19 protein-coding genes and 1 pseudogene are annotated in these 20,652 nt (G+C 71.7%); 7 read left to right on the top strand and 13 right to left on the bottom strand.

The features are described 5' to 3' along the window. Nucleotides 1-296: 296 nt before the first annotated feature. The 11 genes from C1A33_RS03295 to C1A33_RS03245 all read right to left on the bottom strand — a co-directional run bounded on the left by C1A33_RS03295 (nucleotide 297) and on the right by C1A33_RS03245 (nucleotide 13,415). Nucleotides 297-2,231, bottom strand: a complete 1,935-nt coding sequence (locus C1A33_RS03295) for a GAF domain-containing sensor histidine kinase (protein WP_101830047.1) — start codon at nucleotides 2,229-2,231, stop codon at nucleotides 297-299. A gap of 28 nt (nucleotides 2,232-2,259) precedes the next feature. Further along, nucleotides 2,260-2,922 (bottom strand): response regulator transcription factor, encoded by a 663-nt coding sequence (locus C1A33_RS03290; RefSeq protein ID WP_101830046.1) that lies wholly within the window; start codon nucleotides 2,920-2,922, stop codon nucleotides 2,260-2,262. Between the two features lie 102 nt (nucleotides 2,923-3,024). Continuing rightward, nucleotides 3,025-3,876: an SDR family NAD(P)-dependent oxidoreductase gene (locus C1A33_RS03285; RefSeq protein WP_101830045.1), complete on the bottom strand. Its 852-nt coding sequence runs from the start codon at nucleotides 3,874-3,876 to the stop codon at nucleotides 3,025-3,027. A gap of 51 nt (nucleotides 3,877-3,927) precedes the next feature. After that, entirely contained in the window at nucleotides 3,928-4,773 is an 846-nt protein-coding gene (locus tag C1A33_RS03280) for a mycofactocin-coupled SDR family oxidoreductase (RefSeq protein ID WP_279354584.1), read from the bottom strand. Further along, nucleotides 4,770-5,918 carry an LLM class flavin-dependent oxidoreductase gene (locus tag C1A33_RS03275; RefSeq protein WP_165818209.1) on the bottom strand — a complete coding sequence of 383 codons (1,149 nt, stop codon included), beginning with the start codon at nucleotides 5,916-5,918 and terminating at the stop codon, nucleotides 4,770-4,772. The genes C1A33_RS03280 and C1A33_RS03275 overlap by 4 nt, the downstream gene beginning before the upstream one ends. A gap of 206 nt (nucleotides 5,919-6,124) precedes the next feature. Beyond that, complete coding sequence (locus C1A33_RS03270) at nucleotides 6,125-7,348, bottom strand: ABC transporter permease (RefSeq protein ID WP_101830043.1); 1,224 nt, start codon at nucleotides 7,346-7,348, stop codon at nucleotides 6,125-6,127. A 50-nt stretch (nucleotides 7,349-7,398) separates the two neighbouring features. After that, nucleotides 7,399-8,877 carry an ATP-binding cassette domain-containing protein gene (locus C1A33_RS03265; protein WP_101830042.1) on the bottom strand — a complete coding sequence of 493 codons (1,479 nt, stop codon included), beginning with the start codon at nucleotides 8,875-8,877 and terminating at the stop codon, nucleotides 7,399-7,401. Continuing rightward, nucleotides 8,878-9,879 carry a sugar ABC transporter substrate-binding protein gene (locus C1A33_RS03260; protein ID WP_165818208.1) on the bottom strand — a complete coding sequence of 334 codons (1,002 nt, stop codon included), beginning with the start codon at nucleotides 9,877-9,879 and terminating at the stop codon, nucleotides 8,878-8,880. It lies immediately after the preceding gene. Nucleotides 9,880-10,175: 296 nt separating this feature from the next. Then, the gene (locus C1A33_RS03255) at nucleotides 10,176-11,642 is read right to left on the bottom strand and encodes an aldehyde dehydrogenase (protein WP_279354585.1); all 1,467 of its coding nucleotides are present in this window, start codon (nucleotides 11,640-11,642) and stop codon (nucleotides 10,176-10,178) included. A 215-nt stretch (nucleotides 11,643-11,857) separates the two neighbouring features. After that, a complete protein-coding gene (locus C1A33_RS03250) occupies nucleotides 11,858-12,820 on the bottom strand; it encodes a hypothetical protein (RefSeq protein ID WP_101830039.1) in 963 nt (320 codons plus the stop codon). 73 nt (nucleotides 12,821-12,893) lie between these two features. Continuing rightward, nucleotides 12,894-13,415 (bottom strand): hypothetical protein, encoded by a 522-nt coding sequence (locus C1A33_RS03245; protein WP_101830038.1) that lies wholly within the window; start codon nucleotides 13,413-13,415, stop codon nucleotides 12,894-12,896. Nucleotides 13,416-13,721: 306 nt separating this feature from the next. Here C1A33_RS03245 and C1A33_RS03240 point away from each other — a divergent pair, with 306 nt between their 5' ends. The 7 genes and pseudogenes from C1A33_RS03240 (at nucleotide 13,722) to C1A33_RS03210 (ending at nucleotide 19,873) form a co-directional block, all read left to right on the top strand. Continuing rightward, complete coding sequence (locus C1A33_RS03240) at nucleotides 13,722-14,069, top strand: ArsR/SmtB family transcription factor (RefSeq protein ID WP_279354583.1); 348 nt, start codon at nucleotides 13,722-13,724, stop codon at nucleotides 14,067-14,069. Next, nucleotides 14,066-15,409, top strand: a complete 1,344-nt coding sequence (locus C1A33_RS03235; RefSeq protein ID WP_341477178.1) for a malic enzyme-like protein — start codon at nucleotides 14,066-14,068, stop codon at nucleotides 15,407-15,409. The genes C1A33_RS03240 and C1A33_RS03235 overlap by 4 nt, the downstream gene beginning before the upstream one ends. Before the next feature lie 137 nt (nucleotides 15,410-15,546). After that, entirely contained in the window at nucleotides 15,547-16,425 is an 879-nt protein-coding gene (locus C1A33_RS03230) for a putative inorganic carbon transporter subunit DabA (protein WP_101830037.1), read from the top strand. Then, nucleotides 16,403-16,681: pseudogene (locus tag C1A33_RS36170) on the top strand (putative inorganic carbon transporter subunit DabA); the annotation flags it as partial. The gene C1A33_RS03230 and the pseudogene C1A33_RS36170, both read left to right, overlap by 23 nt. Nucleotides 16,682-16,832: 151 nt before the next feature. Further along, on the top strand, nucleotides 16,833-17,540 hold the full coding sequence (locus tag C1A33_RS03220; RefSeq protein WP_101830036.1) for a proton-conducting transporter transmembrane domain-containing protein: 708 nt from the start codon (nucleotides 16,833-16,835) through the stop codon (nucleotides 17,538-17,540). 283 nt (nucleotides 17,541-17,823) lie between these two features. Next, nucleotides 17,824-18,876, top strand: coding sequence for a Dyp-type peroxidase (locus C1A33_RS03215; protein WP_101830035.1), 1,053 nt, complete (start codon nucleotides 17,824-17,826; stop codon nucleotides 18,874-18,876). A 349-nt stretch (nucleotides 18,877-19,225) separates the two neighbouring features. Continuing rightward, nucleotides 19,226-19,873 carry a TetR/AcrR family transcriptional regulator gene (locus C1A33_RS03210; protein WP_243407121.1) on the top strand — a complete coding sequence of 216 codons (648 nt, stop codon included), beginning with the start codon at nucleotides 19,226-19,228 and terminating at the stop codon, nucleotides 19,871-19,873. 27 nt (nucleotides 19,874-19,900) lie between these two features. Here the strand turns inward: C1A33_RS03210 and C1A33_RS03205 are convergent, their stop codons facing one another. Both C1A33_RS03205 and C1A33_RS03200 read right to left on the bottom strand, forming a co-directional pair. Beyond that, on the bottom strand, nucleotides 19,901-20,269 hold the full coding sequence (locus C1A33_RS03205) for a RidA family protein (RefSeq protein ID WP_243407120.1): 369 nt from the start codon (nucleotides 20,267-20,269) through the stop codon (nucleotides 19,901-19,903). 100 nt (nucleotides 20,270-20,369) lie between these two features. Then, on the bottom strand, nucleotides 20,370-20,652 hold a 283-nt coding region (locus tag C1A33_RS03200), incomplete at its 5' end, for an RNA-guided endonuclease InsQ/TnpB family protein (RefSeq protein WP_133150552.1).

Below are 20,652 nucleotides of genomic sequence, written 5' to 3'. Positions count from 1 at the left end.
ACGCCCCTGCGGCCGGGTGATGTCGAGGGAGATCGTCCGCTTGTGCTGGTTGGCGGGCCAGGACGCCAGCCCGCCGGTCCACCACATCCTGGTCGGCGTGCCGGCCATCGGAGTCGTGTCCCGCCATCCCTGCGTGCTCCCCACGGTCGTCGCGTCGGTCGGCGTGGCCGGCCTGTGCCCTGGTCGTCCATCCTCGGTGACCCGCCCGGCCCATCCCACTGACGGTTGCGTCAGTCCGTAGCGGTGGTGCCAGCCCCGCGAGGGCGCCGGGCCCTGCCCGTCGGTCCCCGGCCCGCTCAGGGAGCGACCGAGACGATCACCTCGGTGCCGCCGCCGGGGCGCGCGCGCACCGCGAGGCAGCCGCCGTGCTCGGCGAGCCGGCGGCGCACCGCATCCAGGCCGTACCCGGGGGTCACTCTCGCCGGGAACCCGACGCCGTCGTCGGCGACCCGGAGCACGACGCCGCCTGTCGCCGTGACGTCGAGGTCCACCCTGACCCGGCACGGCCCCGCGTGCTTCGCGGCGTTGATCATCGCCTCCCGCGCCGCGGCGAGGAGGGCCGTGGTCCGCCGGATGTCCAGGTCGACGCCGCCGGTATCGCATCCGGGGGCGAGGACGATGTCGGCGGCGAACTGCTGGCCGACCTCCTCCGCCACGGCCGCGAGCCCCGTTCCCAGACCCGCCCCGGGCCGCGCGGACGGGGCGAGGTGGTGGATGGCCTCCCGGATCGATTCCTCGCTCCTGACCAGCAGGGACAGTGCCCGCGCCGCGGTCGGGCGGGCGGGCGACGCCTCGTCGAGCTGTTCGAACAGCCGCTGCAGGGTCAGTTTGCCGCTGAACAGAAGCTGGACCGTGCGGTCGTGAATGTCGTCGGCGATGCGCTCACGTTCGCGGGCCCGTGCCTTCTCCGCCTGCTCCCAGCGATACCGGTCGGTGGTCCAGCCCAGCGCGATGACATCCGCCATCCGCCGCACCGCGGCCTGTTCGGGCTCGCGGAACGGCTCGCAGGGAGTCCGGAGCATCGCCAGGTGGGCCCGCGACGCGCCGTCGACGAGGATCGGGGCGTGGAGGGTCACCCAGCCCAGCTCGCCGGGTGCCCGCGGCCTCGACATCGCCGACCGGATGCCGGCCGAGCCGATGTCGACCTCGCCGAGGAACTCAACGTCGCGTCGCACGACCGCGGGATCGGCGCGCCCGGCGACCAGCCGGGGCTGGTCCTCAGCGAGGAAGGTGACGACGGCCGTCCGGCAGTCCAGGACGGCGCGCAGCTCCTCGAGGAACGGGGCGAACTCCGAGAGCTGGACACCCGAGGCGATCGCGGTCGCCGCCCTGCCCAGGACGGCGGTCACCCGCTCGCGGCGCCGCAGCTCCAGGCGCTGGTGTACGTGGGCCACCGCGCCCGCGACGAAGGGGGTGAGCCGCTCGGCGAGCCGGGCGTCCGCCTCGGTGAACCCGACCGGCTTGTTCGCGACGTGCACGACCCCCAGCGGGCGCCCGCCCACGATCATCGGCAACGTCATGAGACGGCTGATCCCGAATCCCTCGACCCACTCGACGAACCGCGGGATGTCCGTCCGGGGGTCGTTCGCGAGCATCGTTCGGCCCGTCCGGAAGACCGCGGCCGCGGCTGTCGTGATCTCGGTCCGGCTGACCTGCGAGGACGCCACCAGTTCCGCCGAGGCCCCGAACGAGCCCGGCAGCGCCTGCAGATAGCCCTCGTCGTTCATCTCGGCCACCCCGACGGACGTGCCGTCGACGAGCGGGGCGAGGACCGCGGTGATCCCCCCGAGCAGCTGGTCAAAGGTCTCCGCCGTCAGCGCCAGCTCCGCGAGCAGCTCCGCGCCCGACAACACGAGCCGGTCCACCAGCGGCGTGGCCGACCGCGGCCGGTCCAGGAGCAGCTGGGCGGTCCTGGCGAGGACGCGCAGCATCACCGCGGTGCGCGGGTCCAGCGTCGTGTCGCCGCTCCAGACCACCTCGAGCCAGGCGGCGGCGCCTCGCTCGCCCGCGACGGCCACCAGCGCCCTGGTGTCGCCGTCCACGTCCACCCCGCTCGGCACCGGCGAGCACAGCGTCGCCGACGGCTCCTCGGCCAGGTCGAGCGTGCGGGCGACGGGAACGACGCCGCGGCCGGGGCTGCCCCATGTGGCGAGGACCCGCCGGCGGTCCCCGTCGCGCAGCTCGACCGATCGCGCCCGCAGGACCCCGGCGGCCCGGCGGGCGAAGCCCACGGCGTCATCGGACCGGTCCGGAGCTGGATCAGGCGCTGACGGCATCGGATCCGGGCGCGATGAGGGCCTCGCGGATCGCGGTGGCGATCAGTTGCGAGTGGGTCTTCACCCCGAGCCGCTCCTTGACCCCGCGGATATGGAAGCGGACGGTCGACACCGACAGGTTCAGCCGCTTTCCGATCTCGCCGTAGGTGCAGCCTTCGGCAGCAAGTTCCAGGACGCGCTCCTGCTGCGGGGTGAGCAGGCGCCGCCGGTCCGGCGCGGTGGCCGCCGAGTACAGCCGCTGCACGGTGGCCGACGTGCTGCAGACCACGAGACCGTCGCCGCCCGACGCGATCCGCCCCAGCACGGTACGCAGCTCGTCCAGACCGGCCGCCTTGGTGACGAACCCGGCGGCGCCCGCGGCGAGGCACCGCTGGACGACGTCCTCGCTGAGATAGCTGGTCAGCATCACGACCTTGATCCCGCGGTGGGCGGCCACCAGATCGGCGCAGAGGCGGTCACCCGGGGTATCCGGGAGACGGTAGTCGACCAGCATCAGGTCGGGCCGGAACCGGCGCAGGGCCGCCAGCGCCTCGTGGCCGGAACCGGCCTCCGCGACGATCTCGATGTCCAGGTCCGCGGTTGCGGACAGCGCCAGCCGCAGCCCTTCCCGCACGACCTCGTGGTCGTCGACGACGCAGATCCTCATCTCACATCTCCTCGTTCCACGCCCGGACGGTAGACCGCGCGACCTGTCACCGGAAGCGGGCTACGGGGCGTGACGGTCCGGGTGCCCGGTCCGGGCAGCCGGTCAGTTCACGCCGGCCACCAGGCCGGACGACCGGGAGTCGGCGGCCAGCGGGGACTGCTGGGCGAAGCCTCCGTCGACCCTGATGACCTGGCCGCTCACGTAGCGCGCGGCGTCGGAGACGAGGAAGGCGACGACCTCGGCCACGTCGGCCGGCTCCCCGACGTACGGGGTGTCGCAGTGCCGCGCGTACTCGTCGATCAGCTCCTGCCCGATCGCCAGGCTGGGTGGGCTGAGGATCAGTCCCGGCGCCACCGCGTTGCACCGGATGCCCTGCTTGCCGTACTGGGTCGACACCGACCGGACGATCTGGTTCACCGCCGCCTTGGCCGCGCCGTACACCGTCAGGTTCAGCTCACCCATCTCGCCGGAGGTCGAGGAGGTGCAGACGATGCTGCCCCCACCGGTCCGGAGCATCACGGGAATGGCATGCTTGCAGCCGAGCATCGTGCCGAGCACGAGCGTGCTGAACACGGCGTGCCAGGTCCCGGCCTCCATCCGGGTGATCTCGGGGTCACCCGGGTCGAACAGGCGCTCCAGGTCGGCGGCGTTGTTGTGCAGGATGTCGAGCCGCCCGAACTCGCCGACGGCGGTGGCGACCATCCGCTCGACGTCGGCCTCGCTGCGGACGTCGACCCGCACCGCGACGGCCTGGCCGCCGTTCTCCCGGATCTGTTTCGCCCGCAGCTCGGCCGCCTCGCCATGCAGGTCGGCCAGGACGACCGCGGCACCCAGCGAGGCGAGCTTGGCGGCGACCGCGCTGCCCTGGCCCGGTAAGTGAAGCTGGTGGTCGCCGTGGAACGATCCGGCCCCGGTCACGATCGCGACCTTGCCTGCCAGAATCCCGCCGTTCATTGTCGGATCCTCCGTACGGAGATCAGCGATGGGTGATCAGAAATGGGGTGATCAGACCTTTGTGACGATGCCCGCGTCCACCGGCAGCGTGGCGCCGGTGATGTAGCGGGCCTCGTCAGAGGCGAGGAACAGCACGGCGTTGGAGACGTCCACCGGGTCGACCCAGGGCACGGGCATGGAGTTCATCGCCGTCGAGGGCTCGACGATGTCCTCCCTGGTCGGGTTCTCCAGATCCGGTCGGAACATCCGGTAGATCTCCTCATGCATGATCATCGGAGTGTCGACCTGGGTGGGATGAATGCTGTTCACCCGGATCATGTGGGGGGCCAACTCGTTCGACAGCGCCCGCATGAGGCCGACCGTGCCGTGCTTGGCCGACACGTAGTGCGCCAGGTTCGGCGGCGCGATCAGGCCGGCACCCGAGCTGATGATCACTATCGAGCCCGAGCGCTGTGGCAGCAGGTACCGCACGGCCGCCTTGCAGGTCTGCCACACGCCGGTCAGGTTGATATCGATCATCTCCTTCCACGCCTGCTCGGTGATCTCGTGAGCCGGGGCGTAGCTGGCGATGCCCGCGTTGGCCACCACGATGTCGAGCCGGCCGAGCTCGTCAACGCCCTGGCGCAGGGCGGCCTCGATGTCGGCGGCGTCGCGGACGTCGGCGACCGCGGTGACCACCCGGCGGTCCCGCTCCCTGACCAGCCGCGCGGTCTCAGCCAGGTCCTCCTTCGTGGACATCGGATACCTGACGCTCGCCACGGGAGCGCAGATGTCGACGGCGATGATGTCCGCGCCCTCCTCCGCGAGCCTCAGCGCGTGGCTGCGCCCCTGCCCGCGGCCGGCCCCGGTGATGAACGCGACCCTGCCCTCGACGCGGCCCTTCCTCACGACGTTCACCGGGCCTCCCTCTCCGCCTTCTCCGCCGCGTACTCCCGGCGGGCCTTCTCCTGTGCCGCGGCCAGCTTCTCGCCGGTCGCCCCGAAGCGAGCCATCGACTCGACACCCGCCAGCCGGGGCGCGACCTGCCCCGTGAAGTGCGGGAACACTTCGCGGGCCAGCAGCTCGAAGGAGTCCCGCTGGTGGCGGGGGGAGGCGACCTCACAGTTGCCGATCACGATCGAGCCGAGCCCACCGGACTTCTCGACGATGGTCGCGATCCGCTCACGGGCCATCCGGGGCGTGCCGATGACGAAGATGGACTCGTTGAGCTCGTCCACGAGGGCGTCGAAGTCGTCCGGGTCGCTCTTCACGATCGGCAGGATCGTCAGCATGTAGCGCGCCCAGTCCTGCAGGCCCCAGCGTGCCTGGGCGCGAGCCTCCTGCTCGGTCTCGGCGATGTGCATCATGTGCAGCGCGCTCCACCGCTGTCTGTCCACTGTCTGCCCGTGTGCCGCCGCGGACTCCTCGGCGATCGCCCAGGTCTGGGCGATCGGGTTGTCCTCGACGGTGCCCAGGACCCCGAACTGGAACAGCCCGGTGCCGTACTTGCCCGCCAGCCGCGGCCCGGACGGTGACAGCTGGGACGCGACCCGGATGTCGAGCCCGCCGCCGTACGGCCGCAGGTGCAGCTGTGCGTCGTTGATCTCGAACCAGTCCGTCCTGCGGGTGACCGGGCCGTCGAAGCGCAGCAGCGCGAGGATCGCCTCCAGCGCCTCCTCGGTCATCCGCCGCTGCTCGAGCGGGTCGACCCCGATCATCTGGGCGTCCTGGGCCAGCGAGCCAGCCCCGATCCCCCAGAGCAGGCGGCCCTTGAGCATGTGGCTCAGCTGGACGATCCGGTCCACCAGCATCAGCGGGTGGTGGTACGGCAGCGAGCTCACGCCGGTACCGAGGGTGATGTTCCGCGTACGCTGACCCGCGGCGGCGAGGAACAGCTCGGGCGCGGCGATGTTCTGCCAGCCGGTCGAGTGGTGCTCGCCGATCCAGACCTCGTCGTAACCCAGCCGGTCCAGATGCTCGATCAGCTGCAGGTCGTCCTCGAACTGCGTGCTGGGGTCGATCCACGGTTTGTGATACGGAAAGATCTGTACACCGAAACGCATGAGAACGGCTTCTCCTTCATCCTGCTGCCCGCGGGCTGTGCCCCGCGGGCCGCGGCCCGCGGAGTCCGGCGCGCCGCGCCTGATGCCGCCGGCCGGCTGCCCGCTCCGCGTCGAGTTCGCTGTCGAACCCGCTGACCTGATGGGGGACGGTAATGACGTTTTGTGATCCACGACACTGACGGTTCCGTCAGCATCGAGGCGGTCCGTCATCGGCGGGCGATCCGGACCACGGTGGACAGGGACACGGCGATCAGCAGCACCGCGCCGTTGACGATGTCGGTCCAGGTGTTCGGCAGCCCGCCGACGATCAGGCCCTGGCCGACCCAGACCACGAACACGCCCCCGATGACCGTGCCCCACACGGTGAACGCCCCGGCGGAGAAGACCACGGTGGACAGGAACGCGGCGGCGAAGGCGGGCAGCAGGAACGCGCCGGCGAGATCCGGGGCGACGCTGCCCTGGGTGGCGGCGAGGATGACCCCGGCGAGCGCCGCGAGGACGCCGCCCAGCACGAATGCTCCGAGCACGTGGCGACGGGTGTGGATCCCGGCGAGCCGGGCGGCCTCCGGGTTGGCGCCGGAGGCCTTCAGCCCGCGACCGAACGCGGTGAGCTCCAGCAGCACCCACATCGCCGTGGCGACCACCAGCAGCAGGAAGGTCAACCACGAGACGCCGCCGGACCAGGACGGCACGTCGAGCCCGACCACGACCAGGGCCGCCGCCGCGGCGACGGCCACGGTCCGCGCCGCCAGCGACCTCGTCCGGTCCCACCGGCTCGGGACCACCGCCCCGAGCAGCCGGACCAGCGCGGCGCAGGCGACGGCGGCGATGGCCCAGACGACGGCCGCGGGCGGTCGGCTGGCGAACGACCCCAGGGCGTCGAACCACCCCGGCACCGCCCGCGGGCCGCTCGGGATCAACGGGCCGCCTCCCGAGTACACGCTCGAGATCCCCAGGATCACACCACCGGAGCCGAGCGTGGCGATGAACGCGTTTATCGACAGGTACTCGACGAGAAACCCGTTGACCAGGCCCACGGCAACCCCGACGGCGAGGCAGGCGACGAGCACCGCCCAGAACGGCAGGCCCTGTTCGGTCCGCAGCCCGATCGCCAGATAGGCGGTGAGCGAGGCGGTGGAGGAGACCGACAGATCGAACTTGCCGGCTACCAGCGTGATCATCGCGGCCAGCGCGATGAGCAGCACCGGGACGTTCTGGTGCAGGTTCAGCAGCCGCGCGCCGGGGTCGAGGAACCTGTCGCCGAGCCAGACGCTGTAGCCGGCGAAGATGGCGAGAAAGGCGAGGAAGGTGAGCGACGAGCCGAAGGCACGGGACTGCGCCAGTGTCCGCGACGGCGCCGGCCGCGCCAGCGGTACCGACGGCGCGGTGCTCGGCGGCTCCGTCGCCGCGTCGTCAGCAAAGAGTGTCATCGTAGTTCCGCCTCCCGACTTCCCTTTCCGGGACTTCGGCGCACCGGCGTTCACAGCACCGCCTCCAGGGCCGTCTCGTCCAGGTCGTCGACGGGCCGGAAGTCCGACACCGTCCCGTCCGACACCGTTGCCAGCCGGTCGCACACGGCCAGCAGGTCCTCGGCGTCCGAGGTGACGACCAGGACGCCGGTGTGCTCGTCGGGCAGCCGCCGCACGAGGGCGTAGATCTCCGCGCGCGCCGCCACGTCGACGCCGCGGGTGGGCTCGCACAGCACGTGGACGCCCGCCTCCCTGAGCAGCGCGCGCCCGAAGATCACCTTCTGCTTGTTGCCGCCGGACAGAAGCCTGAACTCCGTTCCGACGTCCGCCGGACGGACCTTGAGCCGGGTGACGAGCCGCTGCCCCTCGGCACGCTCTCGTCGGCGGGCCAGCAGGCCGAAGGCCCCCCGGAAACGGCGCAGCGCGGACACGGTGAGATTGACGCCGACGTCCAGGTCGGGGAAGCCGCCCTGCGTCTCCCGATGCGGGGGGACGAGGGCGGTGCGGACCCCCGCCGCGAGGGTGCGCGTCCCTCGCGACGGGCGCAACGAGCCGTGGGCGAGGTATCCGACGTCGTGCAGTCCGGAACCGGGGGTTCCGGTCAGCCCGACGACCTCCCCCGCACGCACGACCAGATCGACGGGTCCGGCCCGGCCACCGTGCGCCCCGTCGAGGCGGAGCAGCGTCCGGCCCGGCCCGCCCGCCGCGGGATCCGCGGGACCCGGTCGGGGATCGCCGGCCGGGCCCGCGGCGCCCTTCTCGTGCGAGGCCAGCATCCGCACCAGCTCGGCCCGTCCCAGGCCGGTGGTCGACCGGTCCGCGGCGATCCGACCGTCCAGGAGCAGCACGACCCGCCCGGTCGCGCCGAGGATCTCCGACAGCTTGTGGGTCACCATGACGACCGTCGAGCCCGCGTTCGCCATGGCCCGCAGGGCCGCCACCACGCGCTTCGCGTCCGGCGGCGGGAGCGTGGAGGTGGCCTCGTCGACGAACAGGATCCTGGCGCCCCGGGCGAACGCCCGCGCGATCGCCACCAGCGCCTTCTCCCCCGGTGACAGATCACCGACGGGACCGGTCACCGGCAGGTCGAGCCCGACCGCCGCCAGCGCCCGCGCGGCCGCGGCCCGTTCCGCGGGCCGGTTCAGGACCGGGCCGACCAGTCTGAGCGGGGACTGCCCCAGCCGCAGGTTGTCCGCGACCGTGAGCCCGTCGATCAGCCCGAGGTCCTGGTGGATGAACCCCACCAGGGGGCTCGCGCCCAGCGACGGCACCTGTTGCGCGCCGAGCCGGATCGTCCCCGCGCTCGGCGGGTACACGCCGTCGAGCACCTTGATCAGGGTGGACTTGCCGGCGCCGTTCGGGCCCATCAGCCCGACGAACTCACCGGGGCCGATCTCCAGATCGATGTCGCGCAGCACCTCGACACGGCCGAAGGACCTGCCCAGCCCGGCGATGCGCAGCGTGGGGGCCAGGCCAGCGGAGCCGGCCATCTAGCTCGACGTCCAGAGGGTCGTGAACGTCTTGTGCCAGTCACCAGCGGGTTGCAGGGGCGGGGTGAAACCGGCGATGTTCTTCCCGGTCAGCAGGACGCTCGGGAGGTTGGTCGTGTCCCACCGCGCGGCCCCCGCCTTCGAACGGAGCACGAGATCGACGGCCGACCAGGAGGCGAAGTCCAGCGGCGAGGCCACGTCCGCCCCGAGCTGGGCGGAGCCCTTCGCCATCAGGGACAGGACGGCCGGGTCGGCGTCATAGCTGCTGACCGTGACGTCCGTGCGGCCGGACTCCCGCAGCGTCTTGGTCATCGGCGTGGTGAGGCCGTCGTAGTAGGCGACCGCGTCGGTGTAGCCGGAGGGGTGCGCGCTGAGGAATGCCGTCCACTGCGGCGGGCCGGGCAGCGTCGAATCCGCGGCCGGAATGACGATCTCGTTGTAGGAGCAGCCTGCGCACTGGTCGAGGACCTTCTCCAGGCCCCTGGTACGGGCCACGACGCCGGTCGCCGCGGGCTCCACGGTGATCGCGACCTTCGCGGCGCCCTTGCTGCGCTGCACGATGAACCAGCCGAGATCCTCGCCCTGGCGCTCGAAGTCGGGCGTCACGTCGAGAACGCCCTTCGCCCGCGCCTGGTCACCCGAGGTGCACATCGCGCAGGCGACGACAATCTTGGCTCCGAGGGCGCGGTCGACCGCCGCCCTGATCGTGTTGACGTCGACGGCGAACAGCAGCACGCCGTTGGCCCTGGCCTGGATGGCCTGGTCGATGTAGCCCCCCTGCACGGCGGGCGAGAACTTGCCGTCATAGGGCCCGAGCACCGTCCAGCCGGCCGCCGTGACCGCCTTCTTCATGACCTCGGCCTGTTCGGCATGAACCGGCGCGGAAAGGCCGCCCGCGATCACCGCTATGGTGCCGGTGCCCGCCTCGAAACCGGCCTTCGGCACAGGAAAGGTCGGTGTCAACGACGTCGCCGCGGCAACCTTTTCTGCGGCGGTGGACATCAGTTTGTCCTGCGATAGCCTCGTGGCGCCCGAGGTGGCGCCCGAGGTGGCGCCTGATCCGCTCCCGGCGCCGCACCCGGCCAGAATGACCATTCCGACCACCAGCACTCCCAGTAATCGCCCAAATCGGCGCATGTGCCTCTCCTTGACCTCGCTAACCGCCGCCGTCACATGCTCGGCGAGATGTTTGACCGGACTCTAGGAATCACGCCACCAGCTCGTAACTGTCAGATGTGTCAGGGCTGGGTATTCCCCGCGACAGGGTGAGGCGACAGCTACCCGCCGTCGCACGGAGATCAGCCGCGCGGGACGGAGAACGGGTCGCGGGTCGAACCGGACAGTTCCAGCCACACCGACTTGACCCGGGTGTAGTCCAGGACGGCGTCCAGACCGTTCTCGCGGCCGAACCCGCTCTGCCGTACTCCGCCGAACGGGACGTGCGGAGAGGTGTTGCGATAGCAGTTGATCCACACGACTCCGCAGCGGAGCCGGCGGGCCATCCGATGGGCACGCTGGACGTCACGCGTCCAGACCCCACCGGCGAGGCCGAAGGCCGTGTCGTTGCCAAGCTCGACGGCGTGCGCCTCGTCCCGGAACGGGATGACCGCGAGAACCGGCCCGAAGACCTCCTCGCGCGCCAGCCGCATGTGCGGCCGCACCCCGGCAAGGATCGTCGGCGCGACGAAGTAGCCGTCCGGGACGGTGTCGGGAGCCACCCGGCTGCCGCCCGTCACGAGCGTCGCGCCCTCGGCGACACCGCTGGCGACGAGGTCGAGAACCCTGTCCAGCTGCGTCTGGCTCACGAGCGGACCCATCTCGCTGGCGGGATCCAGCGGGTCTCCCAGGCGGATGTTCTCGGCCCGCGCCCGGAGCCGCTCGACCAGCTCGTCGTGGACACCCTCCTGCACCAGCAGGCGGCCGCCCGCTATGCACATCTGCCCACTGGACGCGAAGATCCCGCCAATCACCCCGTTGACAGCCGCGTCGAGGTCGGCGTCGGCGAAGACGATGTTCGGCGACTTGCCGCCCAGCTCCAGCGTCACCGGGGCGACGTGCTCGGCCGCCGCCTTCATCACCTGTGTTCCGACCGCGGTGGAGCCGGTGAAGCTGACCCGCGCGACGCCCGGATGCCGAGCGAGTGCGCCGCCGACCGTGGCGCCTGGTCCGGTCACGACATTGAACGCCCCGGCGGGAAAGCCCGCCTCGGCCACGAGTTCGGCCAGCGCCAGGGTGGAGGTGGGCGTCTGGTCCGCCGGCTTGACCACCACCGCGCAGCCAGCGGCCAGGGCCGGCGCGGTCTTCATCGTCGTGATCATGAGTGGGTTGTTGAAGGGCACGATCGCCCCGACGACGCCGATGGGTTCCCGGCTCGTGTACACGAGATAGTTCGGATCCCCAGTGGGCAGGGTCTGCCCGGAGATCTTGTCAGCGGCGCCCGCGTAGTAACGCAGCCAGGCCGAGACCTGGTCCATCACCGGGCGCGTCTCCCGGATCAGCTTGCCGTTGTCCCGCGTCTCGATCGCGGCGAGCCGGTCGGCGTCCTGGTCGACGAGGTCGGCGAGCCGGTGCAGCAGCCGGGACCGGGCCGGCCCCTGCACGGCGCCCCATTCTCCGGCCATCGCGTCGTCCGCTGCCGCGACCGCGCGGTCCACGTCCGCCGCGCCCCCGGCGGGAACCCGGTTCCAGACCCGCCCGGTCGACGGATCAACGGAGTCCATGGTTGCCCCGCCCACAGCCGCGGTCCAGGTGCCACCGATATACATCGACGCAGGTGGGCTGAGAGTTCTTCCGGCCTGCGAGCCTTCTTGGGTGACGGAAACCATGAACCTACGCTAGGAGCCGGCGGACACCAGAAGAACTGTTCTATCCGCTAGTTCCCGCGGCGGCACTGGCTGTGTGACAGCCCCGAGGCACTCGACGAGTCTGATCGAGAACCATCACCAACCTGTCGCGGCTCCGGCGGCCGGGCCTTATGGCCTTATCCGACGCCGAGGGTCAGCGCGGCGGTGTGCAGGGTTCCCGCCGTCTGGAACTGCAGGAACAGCCGCCAGTCACCCGCCCTGGGCAGCGCCGCCTCGAACGACAGGGTCGGACCGCCGTGGTCGCCGTGGACCGCGCCCCGCGGGTGCAGGTGCGCGAAGGCCAGGTCGCCGGCGTGGAAGGCGGTCAGGTGGGCGTAGGTCTCCAGGTAGGGCCGCAGATCGGTGACCGGCTTCCCGTTCCTGGTCACGGTGACCGTGAGCGGGTGGGTCATGCCGGCCATCGCCCTGTCCCCGGACACGGTCAAGGTGTAGCCGTCGACCGTCGTGCTGGTGGACGCCGCCGGCAGCGGCACGGTGGCCGCCGTTCCCGGGACGGTGACCGGCTGGCCGAGCACCAGCGGGATGGTGGTGCCGGCGGCGCGGGCGATGAACGAGGCATACGCGCGGTAGGAGCCGGCCGGGGTGGCCTTCACGTCCGCGGTCCAGGTGCCGTCGGCGCTCATCGTCGGGTGGACGTGCTGGAAGCCGGTGAGGTCCGACCTGATCAGATAGAAGTGCATGAGCTTCGTCTGATCCGGCTCGAACGAGGTGACCGGCTTCCCGTCCGCGCCGCGGATCTGGAAGCGGATCGCGCTCGCCTGGTTCACCGGCAGCGAGGATGTCGACAGGGTGAGGCCCAGCCCCCTGGCCTGCGCCGCGAGGCCGTCCCCGGTGGCCATGTCGGGCATGCCGGACCCCATGCCGGATGCGGGGTGCCCGGTCATGGAGTGCCCGGCCATCGACGGTGTCGCGGACGCGGTGGATTCCGCCGAGCCGGCGTGCTCAGTCTGGTGGGACGACGCGGACTGGCCGCCGGAGCCGCCGCCGCAGGCGGCGACGGCGAGCAGGACCGCGCCGGTCAGCCCGGCGGCGGACAGGGCCCGGCGGGCACGGGAAGGGAGGTGACGTACAGGCAGCATGAGAACTCGTGGACTCCCGAACAGGGCACGCCGAAGGCGTGCGGATGGACGTGACGGCGGCAGTGCCGGCCGGTCACGTCCGGGAGACGCACAGATCGTTCAGGAGCAGCGCGCCGAAGCGAGGGGGAGCTCGGCGGTGCGGGCCGCGCCGCGACGCTGGCGGGAGCCCCGGCCCCATCGGCCGCGCGATGATCAGCAGACCGAGGGCGAACAGGGCGAACAGCCCGGCGAGTCCACGGGAGGGCGGGGTGGCCGAACAGACCGTGCCGGGCTTGCCCGTGCCGGCGGCGGAGCCATCCGCGTACAGGGCCGCCGGCTTCGCGGCCATGCCACCGGTCGTGGGTCCGACCGCGAGCGGGACGCCCTCCCTCTCCAAGGTCAGCTCCACCCCACCGGCCGTGGGGCCGCCTCTCATCACCCCGTGATCCGCTGATCCACGACCGCCGGCTGCCATCGGCATGCTCGCCGCCGCCTGGCCGACGCCCGCTTCCGGGCAGTCGTGCGAGGCGGGCAACACGTGCATGACGGCGATCCCGGCCAGAAGCGCCCACACGGCGAGTACCCGGCCGAGCGCCAGCGACCCCCCGCCGTCCACGACCCTCCCGGGTGCTCGACGCCGACCGCGACCGGTCAGTTCCGCGGGTCTCATCAGCGCGGTGACCCTCTCCGCATGTGGACGTTGCGACTTCGGCCGGTGACGTGAGGAGTCGGCTGCCTCGACGGACTGCGCTCAACGCTACAAGATCAGCCCGCCCGACGACGGCCGCGAGCGGCCCGATCGAGGATGTCGCGACCAGGCGCTCGACCAGTTGAAAAATTCTGCAACTTACAGGATCCTAAACCAGGGCTGAGTGGCCGGGCGTCGGCACAGCGATCGGGGGTCTGCGTGGGAGGTGGATGCGTGACGGGGCGGGTTCCGCTGTATCAGGCGAAGGCCGAGTTCTTCCGCATGCTGGGGCATCCGGTGCGGATCCGGGTGTTGGAGCTGTTGCAGGACGGGCCGATGCCGGTTCGGGATCTGCTGGCGGCGATCGAGGTCGAGCCGTCGAACCTCTCCCAGCAGCTCGCGGTGCTGCGACGGTCCGGCATCGTCACGGCGGTGCGGGACGGGTCGACGGTGGTGTACGCGCTCGCCGGCGGGGATGTGGCGGCGCTGATGCGGGCGGCCCGGCGCATCCTGACGGAGATGGCGGCGGGGCAGGCGGGGCTGCTGGCGGAGCTGCGGGAGACGGAGGCGCACCCGCTGTGAGCAGGCCCCGTGATGACCTGACCCGCGCCTTCACCGTGACGATCCGGGTGCCGTCGCGGGCCTTGCGCGGGGTCGACGAGGTCCTCGCCATGAGGCCGGGCACGGTCGCCCGCCGCGACCACGCCCCGGGCGAGGGGCACTACCGCAGGATCAGCCTGGCCGCGGATAGCAGTGCGACGCTGGCCTGGCTGGTCGGTGCCCTGCGTCAGCGTCTCGGAGCTGATCTCCTGCACATCGAGGACCCGGTCTTCGCCGTGGCCGCGTCCGGAAAGCTGACGCAGTCGGTGTGCGCGGAGGTGGCCGTGGGAGACGACCTCTCGCTGCTCGACGTGGAGGCGGACCGCCGCGTCGTCCGCTATCTGACCACGCATCCGACCCACACGGATCGGGTCACCGGCCGCCCTCGCCGGGTGGCGCTGCTCAGCGATGCCAGCGCGGTGCTGGACTTCGAGCCACTCGCCGCCGAGGCCGCACTGCCGGCGGTCGAGTCGCAGGCGGTTCATCTGCACCGCGCGACCGGCCTCGAGGTCATCCCCATTCCCGTCGCGGTTCGGGACGCGGCCGATCTCGCGTCAGCGGTCACCATGCTGGCACCCGGATTCGCGGCCATGGTCCTGGTCCACACGCACGTGCGCAGAATCCACGCCATGCGGGCCGCGCTGCCGGACGAGGCCGTCCCGCTGCTCGACACGGTCGACGACGGGCTCGCCGTCGCCACGACCGCCGCGGTCCTCACCCATCTGCGGCGTCGAGACATCGCACCGAACCGGGCCCGGGTCGCGGTCGTCGACCCCGCGCGGGGTGGGAACCTGGCAGGCCCCCTGATCGGGGCCGGCATCAGGGAACTGATCCTGTACGACCCGGTCACCTACGGTGTCCAACCTCTGCACAGCCTTGCCGCCGAGCTTGACCTGATCGTCGATCTTCTCGGCCTGACGATGCCACCGGACGAGGTCGCCGTGCTGCGGGCACGACCGGAGACGCCGCCGCCGCTGACCTCCGCCACGTCGGCTCCACGCCCCCTGCATGCCCTGCCCGGTCTGCTGCAGGCGGCCGTGACGGCGCGCGCCGACCGATCACCGTCGCGGCGCGGCTCGCCGCCGCACGGATGCTCGTCGAGCAGACACCCGCCGGCGCGCTCCTGCCGCCGTTGGATCACTCCAGGCTCACCCCGGCCGTCGCCGCGGCCGCCTTGCACGCCCTGTCCACACCTGACTGAGATCACCGCCCGCAAGGAGCACATCGGCACCATGAGGCCCCACGCATCCGAGAACCCAACCGGATCGCCCGGCGCGTTCCCCGCCACCGGCATCTCCTCGATCGCGGGCGCGTTCTCCTGACCGCCCCGGCGGGGCGGGCGGTATCGATTCCCGCCCAGTCGGCGAGTGCGCCGCCGGCCGACCCGGAATCGATCGTCGCCAGCATCCTGGACGAGGTCGCGCACCATCTGCCCGAGCAGGCGCCGCTGAGCTACTTCGTGCATCACAACACGTTGCACGCGTTCGAGGATCTTCCCTTTCAGGATGCCGTTGTCCGCGCCTCCGAGGTGCTGGGCACGCGCCCTTTCCAGACCGAGCGGGCGTTCGCCGAGCACCTGCGCAGCGGCCGGATCCGAGCGGACGACGTGCGCGCCGTCCTCGCCCCCCACGACGAGGTCGACGGCGACGTCGAGGTGGTGCCCGGCGGGCCGACGCTGGCCGAGTTCCGGTTTCGGCGTCTCACCACCCTGTTCGAGATCCCGCACGGCGCCGGGCTGCGCTGGCTGCTGGACGAGGAGGACGTCCGTCATCGCTGCCACCCGCTGGTGGGAGACGCCCGCCGGGCCGCGCTTCGGCCCAGGTCCCGGCTGCTGGGCGAGGTCTGGGAGGCCCTCGAACGCCAGCGGCCACCGGCACCCGCCGCCCCGGCGCCGGCGCGGCGCCGCGACCAGATCCTGCTCCTGCTGGGCGTGGACACGGACGAGTTCGTGCATCCGGTGCTGATTCGACTCTGCGCCGCCTTTCTCGATCAGGGAATCGCGTACTGGCGGATGCCGGACCGCGAGGACGGTCTGCTGGGCGTCTTCCGGCGACTGTTCGGATTGCCCACCGAACGGCCCGATCCGGTCTGGTCCGGTCTCGATCGCGTTCTTCGCGAGCAGGCGGCGCAGGGCTGGACGGCGACGCGGACCGTCGTGTGGGCGCTTCATGCGTTGCAGGTACCCGAGCCGGCCTGGCCGGCGACGATCCGAGCGAACCTGCTGTCCCTGCGCGGCTGGGCCGGCATGGTGCCATCTCGAGGAGCACTGCCCGGCGGTGCGTACCTACGGCGCAGCCGGCTTCTTCGGCGTGGCCATGGCCTATCAGGGCCTGGATGACGTCCGGCCACGCGCGCTGTGCCCGGTCACGACCACCCCGCGACATCTCGTCGTCGAACGGGCCGTGGACGAGGCCGAGCACGCGGCCTACCGCCGGGCGAGGCACCGCTTCGGGAAGGCCGGGCACGTCCTGTCGACGGCCCGCGGCACCCTCGGCCGTGGTGCGGCCCTGACCGTCGTCGCCGGTCTGGCATCGACCGTGCCGCTCATCGGCCGGTGCCTGTTTCCGCGGACGGCCGAACACTGGGCGCATCACGTCCACCACAGGGTGGCGCCGCGTCCGCGCACCAGACTCTTCCTCGAACGCCCCGACGGCGTCGAGCATCGCCAGGACAGCCCGGCCTCGGCGCCTACGTCCGCGTCCTCGGGCGCGGCGTGCGGCGCGTTGATGCCGACCGACCGCGCCGATGCTGCTGCTCGCCGACGGCAGGCGGGCGACCGGGACCGGCCTGCTCCTGATCGGCGCGGTGTCCGCCCTGCTCGGCAGCCTGCTCGGCCTCATCCAGCCGGACGCCCGGCGCGGGCTCGGCGCCGTGGCGGTCAGCGTCTCGGGGATCGTCGCGTGTGGCCTCGCGGGTGGCGCACCCACGAGCGTGGCCGGGGCGGTACTGGCCTGGCAGGTCTACGCCATCGGGATGGCTGGCGCCCTGATGGTGCTGTCGGCCACCGAGGCACGCCGAGGGCCCATGACCAGCGCCGGCGCGGGCGGCAGTTTCGCCCGCACCCCGAGACTCGCCGCCGCCTTCCTGCTGCTCGGACTCGCCGTCGCCGGATTCCCAGCCACCCTGGGGTTCGCCGGCGAGGATCTCCTGATCGAGGGAGCCCGTGGTTCATCATCGCTGCTCGCGGTGGCGCTCGCCGTCGCGACGGCGGCCAACGGGGCGACCGTCATGCGCTGGTTCTTCATCGGATTCACCGGACGACGCGATCACATGGGCGAGACCGACCTCACGACCCGCGAGCTCTGGGTGGTGACCGCCGCCCTCCTCGCGCTGCTGGTGGGCGGTCTGGCACCCGGCGGGCTGGTCCCGCACGGACCGGAGCCGTCCCTCGGCCCAGGTTCAGCCGACGGCGCCCTCCCCACGAACACGCTCATCATTCGGCCCGCCCCATAGACACACCGCCCCGTCCACGGGGCGAGCCGTGACGGAACGGTCCACCAGCGCTGTTTTCATGGTTTTCCTCGCGGCCGTGGCCCGGACGCGGGCCGGACGCCGGCGGCGTCGGCTACGGCACGCGTATCCTCGCCGCGGGCAACGTGGCCGTCGCGGCCCACTTCGCCCCAAGCTCCAGCACGCTCTCCAAGGCGGCCTGTGAGCGGCGGTGGTCTTTGGGGCCGGACGTGCACGCTGTGGGATCGCGGCAGGAGACCCGGGCGGGGTGCGAGAGGATCGGCGCATGACGTCGCCCTTGTCACCGGTTCCGCCGGCTGAGCCGCAGGATGTGCTCCTTCCCCTGACCGACGCCGCGATCTTCCTGGTCGCCACCGTCAACCCCGGCTGCGAGGAGACGGTGCGCGACCTGCTGCCCGACCTCGCGGGGCTGCGGCGCTCGGTCGGCTTCCGGGAGCCCACGGCCGTGCTGTCGTGCGTCGTCGGGATCGGCTCGCAGGCCTGGGACCGGCTGTTCGCCGGCCCGCGGCCCGGGTCGCTGCACCCGTTCCTCGAGATCGCCGGCGAGCACCACCGAGCGGTGTCGACCCCAGGTGACCTGCTGTTCCACATCCGGGCCGGGCAGATGGACGTCTGCTTCGAGCTCGCCAGCCAGATCATGCGGCGGCTCGACGGGGCGGTCACCGTCGTCGACGAGGTGCACGGCTTCAAGTACTTCGACGACCGCGACCTGCTCGGTTTCGTCGACGGCACGGAGAACCCCAGCGGCGCCGCGGCGGCCGCCGCGGTCACGATCGGCGACGAGGATCCCGCGTTCGCGGGCGGCAGCTACGTCATCGTCCAGAAGTACGTGCACGACATGGCCGCCTGGAACGCGCTGTCCACGGAGGAGCAGGAGAAGGCGGTCGGCCGGACGAAGCTGACCAACATCGAGCTGCCCGACGAGGTGAAGCCGAGCAACTCCCATGTCGCGCTGAACACGCTGGTCGACGCCGACGGGAACGAGCTGCAGATCCTGCGGGACAACATGCCGTTCGGAAACGTCGGGCGGGGCGAGTTCGGCACGTTCTACATCGCCTACGCCAGCTCCCCGGCGGTGATCGAGCAGATGCTGGAGAACATGTTCGTCGGCCGCCCACCGGGCAACCACGACCGCATCCTGGACTTCTCGACAGCCCTCACCGGCAGCCTGTTCCACGTTCCCACCTCGGGCTTCCTCGACGACCTGCCCGCCGCGCCCACGCCCGCGGCCGAGACACCGGCAGCGGCGAGGGGCCAGGCCGGCGCCGCGCCGGTGCGCGGCTCGCTGGGCCTCGGCACACTGCGCGACATCGAGTAGCCGCCGGGCGCCGCACGTCCCGGAGCATGGTGTCGCCAGCTCATTGCCGCAGCCTGTTTCGCCCGGTTCACCACTGCTGAGCAACAATGGCAGCTGGCCGACCCAGATCCTGGTTCGCATACCGAGAGGGCGCATGATGGAGCCGAGAAGTGCCGCTGCCGCCGGGGAGGAGTCTCCTGCTCGCCAGTCGAGAAAACTCCTGTCGGTTATTACGGGGTAGATCGAATCGGTGGCCAGTCGGCGACAGTCAAGTATTCCATGACGCCGTGTTAGAATCCTGGTCGGCAATACGCGGGATCCGCGCGGCGGCCAGCCACGAACAATGACAATCGCGGGCGGTGGACGAGGGGTGGTTCGGACGTACGCGGCGAACGGCACGGTGCCCGGTGATGAACCGCGGCACCGCCGCACCCGGCGGGACTTCCTCGCGAGCAGGCGGGATCTCCTGGACGCGGCCGGGCGGCTCCTCGCGCGGGAAGGCAGCCGGTTCAGCCTGATTGACCTCGCGGCCGAGGCCGGGGTCTCCACGGCGACCGCCTATCGTCATTTTACCGACGTGCCGGCCGTTCTCGACGCCTACTATGCCGAACTCGTCGAGGGCCTGGTCGGCCAGATGACCGCGCTGCCCCCGGCGACGGACGCGCTGGCCCACTTCACCGCCGTGTGTGAGCTGTGGGTGCGCGACGCCATCGCCTGGGGGCGGGCGGCCATCCGGGTGCGGTCATCGCGGGGTTTCCTCGAGCGGCTGCGGGCCGGGGACCCTCAGATCGAGCTGTTCTACGCCACGCTCAGTCCGACGGTCACCCGGCTGGTCGAGGAGGGATTCGCCCCGGCCTCCTCGACCGAGCAGGCGGTGCTGCTCTGGGTCACGATCTTCGATGAACGGGTCGTCGTCGACCTGTTCGACACCCTGGGCTGGTCCGTCGAGAAGATCGCCGAAGAGCTCACCGCCGCGGCGCTGCGGGCACTGGGCCACGTGCCGCCAGCCCACCGCTGACCCGCGTCCCCTTCACCCACACCAGGTTCACCCGCACCAGGCGGTCGCCTCGATCTCCACGAGCAGACCGGGCCTCGCCAGCCCGCAGATCACCGTCGTCCGCGCGGGCGGGTCGACGGGGAAGGTCTCCCGGAACACGGCGTCCAGCCCGGGCGCGTCTGCCGCGTCGGTGAGGTAGCAGACGCAGCGGACGACATCGGTCAGGCTCGCGCCCGCCTGTTCGAGCACCCCCGCGATCTGCGCGAAGACGTCCCGGGCCTGGTCCTGGACGGTCCCGCCCCGGGCGAGCCCGGTGGCCGGGTCGAGCGAGACGCAGCCGGACAGCGCCACCAGGTCACCCGTGCGCACGGCCGCGCTGATCGGCACGAGCCCGGCGAGACCCGCGGGCAGCGGCACGGTCCGTCGCTTGACATCCTCCCCGGCCTGAAGCTGAAGGCCGGGGATTCCCGTACCTCGCGATACGGGTTCCTGCTTCATCAACAGATGCCTCCCCGTTCTAGGAGCGGGGTGGTCTCACTCCGTCTCCACAGGCTGACACCGCGAGCCCCGCGGCCAGAATGTTCCGTGCGGCGTTGACGTCCCGGTCGTGGTGGGTGCCGCAGGAGCGGCAGGTCCACTGTCGGACGTCGAGCGGCAATGATGCGACCAGCGCCCGGCAGGACGAGCAGGTTTTCGAGCTGGGATACCAGCGGTCGACGGCGATCACCTGCCGGCCGTACCAGCTGGCCTTGTACTCCACCATGATCCGCAGGTCGCGCCAGCCCGCATCCGAGATCGCG

Source organism: Frankia canadensis (genome assembly GCF_900197875.1).
In the GTDB taxonomy this organism is placed as follows: Bacteria; Actinomycetota; Actinomycetes; order Frankiales; family Frankiaceae; genus Frankia; species Frankia canadensis.
The sequence above is the reverse complement of the archived record's forward strand: the minus strand, read 5'-3'. Positions and strand labels throughout refer to the sequence as shown.

Coding starts and splice junctions, on each gene's coding strand:
- C1A33_RS03290 (WP_101830046.1), bottom strand. CDS start 2,922: ATGAGGATCTGCGTCGTCGACGACCACGAGGTCGTGCGGGAAGGGCTG.
- C1A33_RS03285 (WP_101830045.1), bottom strand. CDS start 3,876: ATGAACGGCGGGATTCTGGCAGGCAAGGTCGCGATCGTGACCGGGGCC.
- C1A33_RS03275 (WP_165818209.1), bottom strand. CDS start 5,918: ATGCGTTTCGGTGTACAGATCTTTCCGTATCACAAACCGTGGATCGAC.
- C1A33_RS03270 (WP_101830043.1), bottom strand. CDS start 7,348: ATGACACTCTTTGCTGACGACGCGGCGACGGAGCCGCCGAGCACCGCG.
- C1A33_RS03265 (WP_101830042.1), bottom strand. CDS start 8,877: ATGGCCGGCTCCGCTGGCCTGGCCCCCACGCTGCGCATCGCCGGGCTG.
- C1A33_RS03260 (WP_165818208.1), bottom strand. CDS start 9,879: ATGTCCACCGCCGCAGAAAAGGTTGCCGCGGCGACGTCGTTGACACCG.
- C1A33_RS03255 (WP_279354585.1), bottom strand. CDS start 11,642: ATGTATATCGGTGGCACCTGGACCGCGGCTGTGGGCGGGGCAACCATG.
- C1A33_RS03250 (WP_101830039.1), bottom strand. CDS start 12,820: ATGCTGCCTGTACGTCACCTCCCTTCCCGTGCCCGCCGGGCCCTGTCC.
- C1A33_RS03220 (WP_101830036.1), top strand. CDS start 16,833: ATGCTGCTGCTCGCCGACGGCAGGCGGGCGACCGGGACCGGCCTGCTC.
- C1A33_RS03215 (WP_101830035.1), top strand. CDS start 17,824: ATGACGTCGCCCTTGTCACCGGTTCCGCCGGCTGAGCCGCAGGATGTG.